Origin of the sequence: Corallococcus silvisoli (genome assembly GCF_009909145.1) — a bacterium.
Taxonomy (GTDB): domain Bacteria; phylum Myxococcota; class Myxococcia; order Myxococcales; family Myxococcaceae; genus Corallococcus; species Corallococcus silvisoli.
Map to the genome: position 1 here is coordinate 237,399 of NZ_JAAAPJ010000010.1, position 13,107 is coordinate 250,505.

Annotated in this window: 4 protein-coding genes and 3 pseudogenes; 3 read left to right on the top strand and 4 right to left on the bottom strand. The window is 63.7% G+C overall.

Annotated elements, in window-relative coordinates; all coding sequences use genetic code 11:
* Window positions 1-76: 76 nt before the first annotated feature.
* Complete coding sequence (gene alaS, locus GTY96_RS21330) at window positions 77-2,824, bottom strand: alanine--tRNA ligase (RefSeq protein WP_407926980.1); 2,748 nt, start codon at window positions 2,822-2,824, stop codon at window positions 77-79.
* 1,686 nt (window positions 2,825-4,510) lie between these two features.
* Between alaS and GTY96_RS21335 the strand changes: the two genes are divergently transcribed.
* Entirely contained in the window at window positions 4,511-9,676 is a 5,166-nt protein-coding gene (locus GTY96_RS21335; protein WP_161665628.1) for an RHS repeat-associated core domain-containing protein, read from the top strand.
* Window positions 9,677-10,287: 611 nt separating this feature from the next.
* Here GTY96_RS21335 and GTY96_RS21340 read toward each other — a convergent pair.
* A pseudogene (locus GTY96_RS21340) lies at window positions 10,288-10,530 on the bottom strand (transposase domain-containing protein); the annotation flags it as partial.
* Here GTY96_RS21340 and GTY96_RS21345 point away from each other — a divergent pair.
* Together GTY96_RS21345 and GTY96_RS37240 are read left to right on the top strand one after the other, a co-directional pair.
* Window positions 10,517-10,753: pseudogene (locus GTY96_RS21345) on the top strand (transposase domain-containing protein); the annotation flags it as partial. The pseudogenes GTY96_RS21340 and GTY96_RS21345 overlap by 14 nt on opposite strands.
* A gap of 98 nt (window positions 10,754-10,851) precedes the next feature.
* Window positions 10,852-11,040, top strand: a pseudogene (locus tag GTY96_RS37240) (IS30 family transposase); the annotation flags it as partial.
* Between the two features lie 408 nt (window positions 11,041-11,448).
* Here the strand turns inward: GTY96_RS37240 and GTY96_RS21350 are convergent.
* Together GTY96_RS21350 and GTY96_RS21355 are read right to left on the bottom strand one after the other, a co-directional pair.
* On the bottom strand, window positions 11,449-11,892 hold the full coding sequence (locus GTY96_RS21350; RefSeq protein ID WP_161665629.1) for a serine O-acetyltransferase: 444 nt from the start codon (window positions 11,890-11,892) through the stop codon (window positions 11,449-11,451).
* Complete coding sequence (locus GTY96_RS21355) at window positions 11,874-13,094, bottom strand: GNAT family N-acetyltransferase (protein WP_161665630.1); 1,221 nt, start codon at window positions 13,092-13,094, stop codon at window positions 11,874-11,876. Before GTY96_RS21355 ends, GTY96_RS21350 begins: the two co-directional genes overlap by 19 nt.
* Window positions 13,095-13,107 lie beyond the last annotated feature (13 nt).

Sequence of the window (13,107 nt, forward strand, 5' to 3'; positions counted from 1 at the left end):
GAGGACTCCTTCGTGCAGCCCCCCAGGAGGAGGGCCGCCGTCAGGAGCGCCTGAAACCGGGACGAAGCGCGAGGACTCACGCCGGGCTCGCGCCCTTCACCAGCTCGTAGAGCTTCTCGAGCGCCACGGGGAGCTTGTCCGCGTCAGGGCCGCCGGCCTGCGCCATGTCGGGCTTGCCGCCGCCCTTGCCGCCCACTTCCTTGGCCATCTCGCGCACCAGGTTGCCCGCGCTGATGCCCTTGGCCACCAGGTCCTTGGTGAGCGCGACCAGGATGACGGCGCGGCCGTCCTTCTCGCCGCCAATGGCAATCACGCCGGAGCCGATGCGGTCGCGCAGCTGATCCGCCATGCCGCGGAACACCTTGTCGTCCGCGGGGTCCACGCGCGTCGCCAGCACCTTCATGCCGTTGACGTCGCGCGCCTGGTCCATGAGGTCCTTCTGCGAAGCCGTCTGGGCCTTCACCGCGACCTCCTCCACCTTGCGCTCCAGCTCCTTCACGCGCTTCTGGGTGGCCTCCACGCGGAGGGCGACCTCCTTGGGCGACGTGCGCAAGAGCGCCGCGACCTTCTTGAGCTCGTGCTCCTGCTCGCGCACGAACTGGAGCGCGCCCACGCCGGTGACGGCGACGATGCGACGGACGCCGGACGCGATGCCGCTCTCGCTCGTCACCTTGAACAGGCCGATGTCGCCGCTGCGCTTCACGTGCGTGCCGCCGCACAGCTCCGTGGACTCCGGGTGCACGGTGACGACGCGCACCGTGTCGCCGTACTTCTCACCGAACATGGCCACGGCGCCGGACTTCTTCGCCTCGTCCAGCTTCATGACGCGCGTCTGCGCATCCGCGTTGTCGCGCACCCACGTGTTGACCAGGTCCTCCACCTGCTCCAACTGCTCCTGGGTGGCGGGGGAGAAGTGCGAGAAGTCGAAGCGCAGGAAGTCCGGCGCGACGACGGAGCCCGCCTGCTTCACGTGCTCACCCAGCACGCGCTTGAGCGCCTTGTGGAGCAGGTGCGTGGCGGAGTGGTTCGCGCGGATGGCCTTGCGGCGCTCCACGTCCACGGACGTCTGCACCATGTCGCCGACCTTCAGCGTGCCTTCCTTCACCTCCACGCTGTGGACGATGAGCCCCTGCACCGGGCGCTGCGCGTCCTTCACCTGCGCCACGGTCTTGCCGCCGTGCGCGACGATGCGGCCGGTGTCGCCCAGCTGGCCGCCGGACTCGCCGTAGAAGGGCGTCCGGTCCAGCACCACGTCCACCGTGGCGCCCGCGGACACCTGGGGCACCTCCACGCCGTCCTGCACGAGCGCGAGCACGTTGCCTTCGCCCTCGTGGCCCTCGCCGTCGTAGCCCAGGAACTGGGTGGGGGCGGTGCGCGCGAGGATGCCCTGGAAGATCTCTCCGGTGGGCTTCTTCTCCGCGTGGAAGTCCTGGCTCGCGGCCTCCTGCTCCTGGAGCTTCTTGAAGCCCTCCAGGTCCACGTCGTAGCCGCGTTCGCGGGCGATGATCTGCGTGAGGTCCCACGGGAAGCCGTAGGTGCCGTGGAGCAGGAAGACGACCTCGCCGGAGAGGAGCTTCTGGCCGGAGGCCTGGAGCTTGGACAGCTCCTCGTCCATCAGCTTCAGGCCACGGTCGAGCGTGCGGCGGAAGCCCTCCTCCTCGTGCTTGGCGACCTCCAGGATGAAGGTGCGGCCTTCGCGCAGCTCGGGGTAGGCGTCGCCCATCAGCTCGATGACGCGGTCCACGACCTTGAAGAAGAAGGGCTCCTTGATGCCCAGCTGCGTGTCGCCGTGGCGGATGGCCCGGCGCATGATGCGGCGCAGGACGTAGCCGCGCGCCACGTTGGAGGGCTGGACGCCGTCGGCCACGAGGAACGCGGTGGCGCGGGCGTGGTCGGCGACGACGCGCTGCGAGGCGCCGGTCTCCTGGGCGTAGGGCTTGCCGCACAGCGCGCTGACGGTGGCGAGGATGCCCTGGAAGAGGTCGGTGTCGTAGTTGGAGCGCTTGCCCTGGACGACGGAGGCGATGCGCTCCAGGCCGGCGCCGGTGTCGATGGACGGCTTGGGGAGGGGGATGAGGGGCGCGTCCTTCTCCTTGCGTTCGAACTGCATGAACACGAGGTTCCAGATCTCGAGCCACCGGTCGCAATCACACGCGACGCCCTGGCACTTCCTGCCGGCGGCCTCCTCGACACAGGGGATGTCGTCGCCCTGGTGGAAGTGGATTTCGGAGCAGGGGCCGCAGGGGCCGGTGTCGCCCATGGCCCAGAAGTTGTCCTTGTAGCCGAGCTTCAGGATGCGGTCGCGAGCCACGCCCTGCTTCGCCCAGAGCTCGAAGGCCTCTTCGTCCCAGGGGATGTTGTTCTCACCGTTGAACACGGTGACGGCGAGCCGGTGGATGTCCAGGCCGAGCGTCTTCGTCACGAACTCCCAGGCGTACGCGATGGCGTCGGCCTTGAAGTAGTCGCCGAAGGAGAAGTTGCCGAGCATCTCGAAGAACGTGTGGTGCCGGGCGGTGTAGCCCACGTTGTCGAGGTCGTTGTGCTTGCCACCGGCGCGTACGCACTTCTGGGACGACGTCGCGCGGCGGTAGTCGCGTTGCTCACGGCCCGTGAACACGTCCTTGAACTGGACCATGCCGGCGTTGGTGAACAGGAGGGTCTGGTCGCCGACGGGCACCAGCGAGGACGAGGCCACGCGGCGGTGGGCGCGCTCCTCGAAGAACTGGAGGAACGCCTCGCGGATCTGGGAGGCGGTGAGGGCGGAAGGCATGGTGTGGGTATATGCCACAAGAGGGCCGGGCGCAGCAGTTCCTGGACGGGTCATCCCTGAGGGGACGGCCCATGTAGGCACGGCTGACGGCAGGGGGGCAGGGGGGCGGGCGGGGCTGGAGCCCGCTTCCGCGCCGTGGGGGCAGGCGGATAGGTGTGGGTCCCGCCGCTGAATCCGTTCCCGGTCACAGGTCCGTCGCAGCGCGTGGACGCGTCGTGCATCAGCAGCGCGGACTGCTCCCCAAGAATGGCACCCTTGAAGGCAGTGCAAGCTTGAAAATCAATTGTCCATGAGGTACCCGCTAATGCTGAATTCCTCGCTCGCTGTCAGGAAGGCAGATGCGAGAGGTCCGTTGGGGCAATGAAAATGGTTGGTCGGGAATTCATGGGACGGCGGCAAGGGGTGCTCTTGGGCCTTGCGCTAGGGTTGCTTGCGGGGTGCGCTGAAAAAGAGACGAAGGCCCCCGCTCCGCCAGATTCCCCGGCGACGGTGACTGTCTTGTCGGAGCATCGGTTTCGGGCCACCACCAACCAGGGCGCTCCGCTGGGACACGACTGTTCGGCCGGAGGACCCAGCGAATGCGCGTCGGGGCTCTGCGTACACATCGGGGCTCAACGCAACGCGGGCTACATCTGTACCGCGCCTTGCAATTCCTCAGTCGCCTGCCCTGAGGGATGGCGATGTGGGCAGGTCCATCCCACGGATCCTTCGGCGCGCATCTGCCTCCCCCGGGTCGACGCCCAGTAGCGCACCCTTTTTTATCCATATTTTCGTCCGTCAGATCGGGAAATCATGTCTCGACATGCCACCGGTGTCTCCTGGCCAAGCAAGAGGAATGGGCGCTGCCATCACCTCGTTGCCGTTCTGTGGTTCTGCTTCCTGCTCATTCCTGAAGCCGTGCAGGCTTCGGGCTTGTTTACGTTTTGCGCTCCCCGCGCGAATGGAACTCCCGGATTGGTGCAGTGGTCCTGTACCTGCCCTGGCGCGGAGGGCGGGCCCGATCAGCTGTTTTGCAATGGCAACGATCCAAACAAGTCATGCCATCTTGGGAGCTGCCTGTTCCCTCCGAATGGGAGTGATACGGATATTGGCTTCTACACTTGTTGCCCGTCGAACATCGAGTGCAGCTCCACGGCCGGGCAGTTCGCTATCATCAGCGAGACTTGCTCCGGCGAGAAGTGGCCGTGTGACAAGGGACAGGAGTGCACGGCGCCAGATGACATCTGCCAGACCGGCACCTGCAATGCGAGCTTGGAGGGCGTCACGGAGGACGGTGAGCCCATCAACGAGAAGTCGGAGTGCGTAGTCGGTCCCTATTCCGCCTGCGACGACGAGGATGACAATGGCTGCGGCGTGGGAGGGCCCGGACTTGTCGGCGACCCAGTGGTGGTCGCGGCCCGAAGCACGCGCCATCCCGTCACGGATGTGGAGATCCAGAGTTCCGTGGGAGGGCTCGCTCTGGAGCGCGTCTACGTTTCCTCTGCGCGCACCTGGGCTGCCCAGCAAAGTCTGGGGACAGTGGGAGGCCCGTACCTGCCGCGCCCCTTTGGGGCTGCGGCGGAGAGCCGCGAATCGCTGCACTGGTGGCACAATTTCTACAGCTTCATCCAGCCCGTTGCGAATGGTTTGGGGGAAGTCTGGCGAGTTCGGGAGGGTAGTGGAAAGCGCCTGGAGTTCACGGGGTGCGCCCGCTCCGCCACGTCATGTCTCGCACAGCCGGATGGGCGCTCCGCGGAGACCTTGGCGCGCTTGGTGTGGGAGAGCACCGGCCCGACCACTGGCTACTTCGTCCTTCACAAGCCCGGCGAGGGACGCTTCTTCTTTGAAGCCATCTGGAGTCCGACGGGTAGCGCCGCTTCGCCCGAAACGCGCTACTTCTTGACGCGAATCGAGGACACCCAGCATGCCGCTCCGGGCGGTCTGGCTCGTACCCGCGCGACCTTGAGCTACGCCAATCCGTCCGGCCTGACATGTCCGGGGTTGGGGGCCGGCCCGACGGCAGGTGTTCCCTTTCTCTATGAGGTCAGCTCCGCTGAGGGCACCCGCTTGCGCTTCACCTACAAGAAACTGCCAAGCGCGCGGCCGGAGGTCGGTGAAGAGTGCGTACTCTCCAAGGTCTCACTGGTGGGGGTGACCGGTGCGACGACTTCGCTCGTTGAATACACCTATTCCCCTACGGGAACGGTCACCGAGGTGGGCGGCCGGCTGGCACAGGCCTACTGGCCCGAGCGTCAGGGATTGACCGAAAAGTACGAGTATCGGGAGACGGATGGCAGCCCCGCCTGGAAGGTCAGTCGTGGAGGCTCGCCCCAGACCCGGCATCTCTACCAGAGCGGATACGTCACCTACGACTCCGAGTCCCTGACGGGCTGGTTCGAAGCAAATGTGAGGATGAACGATCGTTCCACCATGCCATGTGACTCCAGCTCATCGCCGGAGTGCCTTGAGAGCATCATGAGCACGGTGGAGAAATACAGCTTTCGGGGGGATGCCAGTCCGTACGGGAGCTACGAATCGCTGCGCTATGTCCAGGAGCGAACGACCTTCTCGAAAGCACCGCGCGTCAAGAGCATCGGGGTTGGATGCACGGGTTCGACCTGCACCCGGATGCAAGAGTATGTCTGGAGCACTCTTTCCAACGGTGCGACCGTCAATCGGGCAAAGAAGGATTGGAACGGCGCCTGGACGGCTCGCGACTGGGTGGTTCCTGCGGGAGGCACCGCGACCACGCTGCCGGAGCTCCGCTCTGTTTCGGTGGGGGCAACTGCTGCTGACGGTACCGGGGCCCTGGAGACCACGCGCTACAGCTATGCGGAGAGCACTGCCGGCGCCGGAGTCGTCCTGGGAGAGCGCCTTCGCGTCGAGGAGAAGCGGGTATCCCTCCTCCAAGGCGGCGCTGACACCGTCCAGCGCAATGTGTATGACCCATTGACCAACCGGCTCCAGGCGGTGATCCGCAGTGGCTACACAGAGGGGCTCGGCTCGGGGGGCTCGACCCCGGTTCCGGTGCTGAAGCACAAGGCGACATTCTACCTGACACGGCAGGTGTGCTCGGGTGGCACCACGGATGATGCATTGGGGCGGGTGCTGGAGATTCATGGCCCATGCTGGGCGGATGGGCCGTCAGCGACGGATTGCTCGGCAACCCTCAACTCGACGATTCCCATCACACAGTATGAGTACTGGTCCGCGGGGACGGGCACGCCCGATGCCAACCGGCTGAAGAAGGTCATCCGCTATCCACAAGTGACATCCGTGACTGGATGCACAGGACAGCCATCACTGCAGACCCAGTACGCGGAATACGACGTGCGGGGAAACCCGAAGAGGGTCACGGATCCCAATGGAGTCGAAACGGTCTATGCCTATGAGGAAGATCGCGTCACTTCCATCACGACCCAGGGATTGACCTGGGAGTATGCGTATGACAACGGGATGATGACGGCCATTCACTTCCCCAGAGGAGACTACGAGCGGTTCTGTTATCGCGGCTCGAGCTTCGGATACTGCACGGGCGCCTGGATGGGGAAACTCTCCATGCGGGTCAAACAGGCGGTCCTGAACAGCTCTCGCTGGAGTGAAATGGTCAACTACGAGTATCGCGCGGACCGGAAACTCTCCAAGGAGCTGTTCCAGTCGAATGAAGTCGGTGACGTAGCCCGCCGGATGCGGACCTTCGAAGCGGATACGAACGGAAACCCAGCGCGCGAGCAGGTGGGGGGCAGGAATGATGGGAACTCTGCCTGGTATATCCGTCCCAAGCTATTTGACGGAGCGAGCCGACTGGTGGGCGTTGGACTTGCCTACAATTCGCCGCCGGCGCTGTGTGGCGGCGTGGCGACGGATGGACGGCCGGTCTCTCCGCTCTGTAATGCGATGAGCTACGACCGGGCGGACCGGTTGACTGGCGTTGATGAGTACCCGGAGATCGGGACGCGCAGCAATGCATCGCGAACGTGCATGACCTATGACGCGCACGGAAACATGACGAACGTGCGGACGGGCTGTCCGGCGACGGGCTCGGGGGGCGATTGTTCTACTTGTACTCAGCCTGAGTCCATCTACCGCTATGATGACTTCGGGCAGCTTGTCGCGGTCAAGCTGCCCTGGCAGGGAGGTGATGGCTGGACGCGATACACCTATGATGCCGGTGGCAATCTCCTTGCGAAGCAGACACCGCAGATGGTCGCGGACGGGGAGCATCTTGCATATGCCTATGATTCGATGGGCCGGCGTCTGTCCGCCACCCGGCTCGTTGGTGGCGCTTCTCCGCTCACGGAAACGCTCTACACGCTCGGGTATGATACCTCTGCGGCTCCTGATGCAACCTGTCCGCAGCCCGTCAATACGAAGGGACGGATGCTCTTCCGTAACGACTCCTTCGGGCAGACATGGCTGTCGTACGATGCGTGGGGACGGGTGACAAAGGAGATCCGGGTGCGGCGCTCCACGGGGGGGACCTTCACCTGCCCGAGCGACACTCCGGCCAGCACCCTTCACACAACCTACGCCTATTCGACGTCCGGGGACCTGTTGTCGGTGACATACCCCTACGGGCACCGCGTGACGTATGGGTATCGAATCTATCCTTACACCACCGTGCCTTCGGATCGTGTTGAGACCGTAAAAGTTGAGCGATGGAATGGGACGGGATGGACATCGCTTGCCAATGTCTCAGAGATTCTCTGGGAGCCCTATGGGGATCTCCGGTCCTACCGGATTACTTCACCTGGGGCCCCGAACTCCCTGTATGTGGAATACTCGCTAGGCAACAATGCGGTTGTTCCGCCCACGGCCCCGTGCACGGAGAGTGCGCCTCCCTACTCGGAGTACACGGGACGGCATCGCAGTGTCTGGGTTTCGTCGACGGGGTTTTCCTGGGCAGGTGGTACGGGCAACGTGTATCGCCGCACCTACACCTGGAAGGGTGACGAGATCATCCAGGAAGATACGTGTCTGCTGGGCGGTCCGACTCCGACGACCGTGAAGTATGAGTATGACGGGCTCGGGCGGCTCAAGAGCGCAAGTCGCCCCGCTGGCAATGTCGCTGCCGTGGGTGGCACCATCAGTTCCCGGAGCTATGGGTTTGATGGGCGTGGGAATCGGGTCAGTCAGGTCGAGGATGGAGTTTCGCTGAGCTTGACTCATGGCACGGGCGCTCTGGTGGATCGACTTGAGCGCAGGAAGGGGAGTGCCGTTGGGGCGATGCTGGACTTCCAGTACCTGTATGACCTGGACGGTCGCACGACGGAGAAGCGTTGGGTGGAGGTGGCGGGAACGCCTGTGTACCGGCTGGCGTTCAACCATGGTCCTTCCGTGGGAGGAGCTTCTGAGACGGTGTTCCGCTCAGTCGATGTCAACGGGAGCACCTATGAGTACTTCTACGATGCGATGAACAGGCGGAGACTCAAGCGCTATCCGAGCACTGCGGAAGACGAGTTCTTCTACGACCTGGATCACGCGCTGTTGGTGGACCGGGGCAATCCGTCGGTATTGCCGCCAGTGGGTGGATTTACCCAGTACGTGGATGACAGCTATGTGTGGCTGGGTAAGCACCCCATCATGATTGTGCGAGGACAACTGACGTCAGGGATGGCACGGGTCGCGAGCCCGGTGGGGGGATGTGACCGAAATGGCGAGATTGCGGCATGTGGTGTGTATTTCCCTGTGACGGATGCGCTGGGTAAGGTGATTGTGATGTTCGATGCTGCCGCCAAAGTGGCCGGCGCTGCGGACTACGAGCCGTCCGGTCATGTCAACCGGGTATCGCTGTATCAAGAATCACTCCACCCGCTCCCTGGGTCGGATGGAGGGGCCGCCCAGGAGAGCCTTCTGGCGGAGATGATTCAGCCAGTGGTCGAGGATGGCGGTGTGGTGATTCGTGAGCGTGCGCTGTTTCACTTGCTAGATACCGGTAGTATTGCCCATGTGGAGGTGCGTAATCAATCGGATGGCGGGGTCTTGGCTGGAATGCTGACTGCCATGGCAGAGGGGCGAGTATGGTCGCCCTGGGTAGAGCCTGCGCAGGGGAAATCTTCGGCGGTCCTGGTGACAACGGGTCCTACGCAGACTCAGCCTTCGACAGGTGTTGTCGCGGAAGGATACGAGTACCAGCGGTATCAGCAAGGTGGCCAGCCCTACTGGGGGCCAGTGCGGTTTCCGGGGCAATATCATGATGTGGAGACGGATTTGTTTGAGAACTGGAATCGGTATTATGATCCAGGCATTGGGCGGTACTTGCAGTCAGAGCCGGTAGCCTCGATTGGCGCGAGAGCTGCGTCTTGGCCTGCGTATGGCTACGCGAAGAGCAATCCGATCCGGAAATCTGACCCCACGGGGCTCTACTCGCTCGCTGGCGCCCCTGAAGATGTGTGCCCCAACTGGCCTCAAGCGGTCCGACGTGCAAGGCAGGCAGCTGGTTGCGAAGTTGGAGCACAAAAGTGTGGATGCCCTGGAAAAGTGCCCCAGAAGATTTGTGAAATACTGGCGGATGGATTTCCAATCTCGGCGTTTATTGTTGATGTTCCCGGGACGTCAATGACTCGCCACGGTGGAATTCCTTTTCCTTTGGGGGACCCGCCCAGGCATGGCGGCAACAATCTAGGCTTTACGTCTACTGTGGGCCCCAGGGGGTCGGAGACGGAATATGGTATTGGTCCTGTTCTTGTCTGGAGCGAGTTCCGTCACTCATTGTGCTTCTCAGGTCATTATGAGGATAAATTACGGCTGGCGCAGGCGCTGCTTCACGAATCGTTTCATGCTTATGTGCATTTTTATGTGCCATCCCCAGGGATGCCTTCCCCTGATCCCCGGACGCATCCCGAATATCCTAGTTGGATGAGGGATAATGCGGTAATTGATTGGGGCTATGCGGCAGGCTTGGCGAGTGAGTGTTTTGATGGGTAATGCTTTTAGGGTGTTGAAGTGGGTTCTGTTTTGCCTTGTTTTTTTGGCTGCCTTGGCTTTGTCTTTTTCGTGGATGTATGGTGTTTCGTATCGCGTTGGGTGCGTTTCTGATTTCATGTGCGAGAGTGGCAGGAGTTGTCTTGTGTGGGGCGGAGGGCGGAACTCAGCTGGGCGTCTTGTTGTGATAGCTGCTTGTGCGAAGCTTTGTGGGCCGAGCACGGGAGGATGCCCAGATGGTTTTGTGTGCGCGATGCATAGTCCGGGGCCGGACGCTATGTACTGTGCGGAGCTGCCGCTGAGTCCTGTGTCGCTGGATCCGGATCAGAAGTAGTCCTTTAGCTATAGCCCGGAAGGCTTCGCTACTCCTCTGTTGAAGAAACAGAAGGAGAAGCGCGAGCTTTCCATGCAGTAGCCATCGGCCACGGAAGCGCAGGTATCGGAAGCTTGGCTGGTTGGTCATCTCGTGTCGGAGTTGGGGGAAGGCGGCTGGCTACAGCCGCACTTCCGTACCCGTCCGGCCAATGACGGTACCCGTCCGGCCAATGACGTGATGCGCGCGGTTGCAGGCGGACGTGGACCGTGTTCGGCGAGCGCCGCGAGGAGCGAAGAGTTCAGGGACTGGGCTGCAGGGCTGAGTCAGGCGGCTCGGCGAGGCGTCGACGTTTCCACTCGTGTGGAAGCAGCTCACCGATGCGTGAGTTGGGATGCGTCTGCACACGCAGCAGCACGTCGGCCAGGTACTCCTCGGGGTTGACGCCGTTCGCCTTGCAGGTGGCGACCAGCGCGTAGAGGCCCGCGAGGTTTTCGCCCGCCGCCTCGTGGCCGACGAAGAGGGAGTTTTTGCGGCCCAAGGCCCTGGGCAGGAAGAACTCTCTCTTCGTCGGCAATGACGAGGCAGGTCGCAATCTGGCGGGGCTGATCTCCCTGGTCGCCACCTGCGAGGCGAACGGCGTCAATCCCGAGGCGTATCTCGCAGACGTGCTGATGCACCTTGGCAGCCACCCCGCGTCACGCCTGGACGAGTTGCTGCCGCACCGCTGGCAACCGTCCTCCGCCTCCGCGCCGGACTCCTCTTGAAGCCCCGCAAGCCTTGGCGACCGGAACTTCCGTGCGCGACTACCACGCGGCGCGAGCGAATGGGTGCATCCGTTGGACGCCCCCCGTCGGTCGGTTACAATGGCCTGCTTCGCCAGTACTTTCCAAAAGGGACGGACCTCTCCCGGTACTCCCGTGAAGAGTTCGCCACCGTCGCCGCCGCCCTCAACAACCGGCCCCGCAGGACTCTTGGATGGAAGACACCTTCCGAGGCGCTGAACACTCATCTACGTTCACTTCAACCAAGAGGCGTTGCGACGACCGCTTGAATCCGCCATGGCTTTCTTTAGGCGGGCCCCTCGAATGGAGGACCTCGTTTTCTTGGATGAGGTGGCTGGGTGAAATTTCCTGAGCTCGAGAACATCAATGCCCCGATTGCCGAGGACTGGTGGTCTTACGTGACGGCGATGGGTGAGGCGCGGCGACGCGAGTGGTTATTGGTCGTCCGTGTCCACTGATAGCGGGAGAGTCTGGGGGGCTGGTGTTGTCCTTTTGAGATTGATGATTTTACTTTGAAGGTGCTGTGTCTCGGGGGCGTTGGTCCTGTGGACGCGCTGGCCAATTCCATGGGGATTGTCAGGAAGCTGTCGGCGGCGTCAGTCCGGGGGCGAAGCGGCTGGGTTGGGGCGTGTATTCGCGCGCCTGTCCGGTGTGCCTGAGAGGGCCGGTGAGGGAACTCACGTCCCCGTGGGCGGCGCTCGCTTCTTCAGCTCCCGGGCTGGAATCCCGGCCACGGTGGTTCCCGGAGCCACGTCATCCAGCACGAGGGCGTTGGCTCCGACCGTCGCTCCGTCTCCAATCGTCACCGGGCCCAGCACCTGCGCTCCGACTCCGATGTAGACGTTGCTGCCCACGCGGGGCACTCCATCGACTCCGGGCAGCGGCTCCAGGCTCACGTTCTGGGAGATGAAGCTGTTCTCTCCAATCTCCACCCCCGACGCGATGATGACGCCGATGCCTCCGTAGCCCAGCACCACGCTGGGGTGCAGCGCGGCCTGTGTGTCCACGTGGCTGTGATGGAAACGGTCTCCCACCGCCGCCACCACGTTCGCGAGCCTTGGCGCCTGGAGCGCCTGGAGCCGCTTCGCGGCCCGGTAGAAGGTCAGCGCCGTCGGACCCATCTGCCCACCATCCTTTTCGCTGCTGGTGCCCAGTGGAACTTCGACCGCTGAAGCGTCTGTCCTACCCACGTGTCCCGGTAGATGAACAACCAGTGGTGCTGCCGTACCTCGTGTGCCCACTCGCGTTTGTAGGGGGCGTCATCCCCCAATAAATCCAGCTCGCTCAGTCCTCTCGCGATGCAATCGCGGACCAGGCTCTCGGTCAAAAGATGCCCCGGACTGACCTCACCCAACGTTTCGTCGTATCCAGGTTTCATCGCCAGATATCGACTTCCGTACGCCAGCCCGTACTGGAAGGCGATGGGTCTCGCGCCCAAACGCAGGAAATACAACCCCAGCCAGCCTCGTTCGGCCGCCGTCCGCGCCAGCGCCGTGTAGAAGCCTCGCCGGGCTTCCGCCTGCCCAATCGCTGTTCCCACCTGGGCCTTCCAACCGCTCTGCTCCAGCGCGAAGGCCTCTTCCAGCTTCGCCTCCAAACCCTCTCGCCCGGACACGCGCTCCACCTCCACGCGGCCCCTCTCCTCCAGGCGCTTCCTCCTCCGGCGCAGCGGCTTCGCGTTGCTCCGGCCCTTCGTCCAGACCTCCGCCGTCGGCGGTAGCGCCAGGTACGGTGAACGCGCGCTCGGCCACGCGCCCCAAGGCATTCCGGCGCCTCTCGCCGCGTTCACCAGCGCCCACGCCGCGCCCCCCTCCGGCACGTCCGACAGCCGAAGCACCTCCCAGCTGGGGTCGCTCATCAAGTGCGAGAGGAATGCCACCGCGGCTCGCTTCGGCTCCTCCGCCACCAGGTCGAAGCGGCAGGAGTGCTTGTTCGTCAGTGACGTCAGCTGCCTCACGGGGACCCCGTACTGGTGGCCCTGTTCCTCCTGGAGTCCCAGCACCGCCACCAGTCTTCCCTCGCCGCTCCTCGCCGTGAGGATCCGCAGCGAGGCTTCAGGGGCGAAGCTCTGGAGCCAGCAGCGCACGAATTCGTGTCGGTAGAAGACTTGATCATCCGCGCGCATCACCAGCGCGTTCCACTCCGCCGCCAGCGCGTCGAAGCCCTCCAGGTCCCGCACCTCCGCTACCCGCAGGGGCTCCGTTCGCCCTCTGGCTCCGCGCGGCACCGGCTTCCACGCGGGCTCCTCCTCCGCGACATGTTCGCGGGAGAGCGAGGGGACGCGCTCCCCGAGCACCGCGTCCGGGATGGGACTCTCCTCCATGAATGTGTCTCCT

Coding starts and splice junctions, on each gene's coding strand:
- GTY96_RS21350 (WP_161665629.1), bottom strand. CDS start 11,892: ATGGGTCCGACGGCGCTGACCTTCTACCGGGCCGCGAAGCGGCTCCAG.
- alaS (WP_407926980.1), bottom strand. CDS start 2,824: ATGACCCGTCCAGGAACTGCTGCGCCCGGCCCTCTTGTGGCATATACC.
- GTY96_RS21355 (WP_161665630.1), bottom strand. CDS start 13,094: ATGGAGGAGAGTCCCATCCCGGACGCGGTGCTCGGGGAGCGCGTCCCC.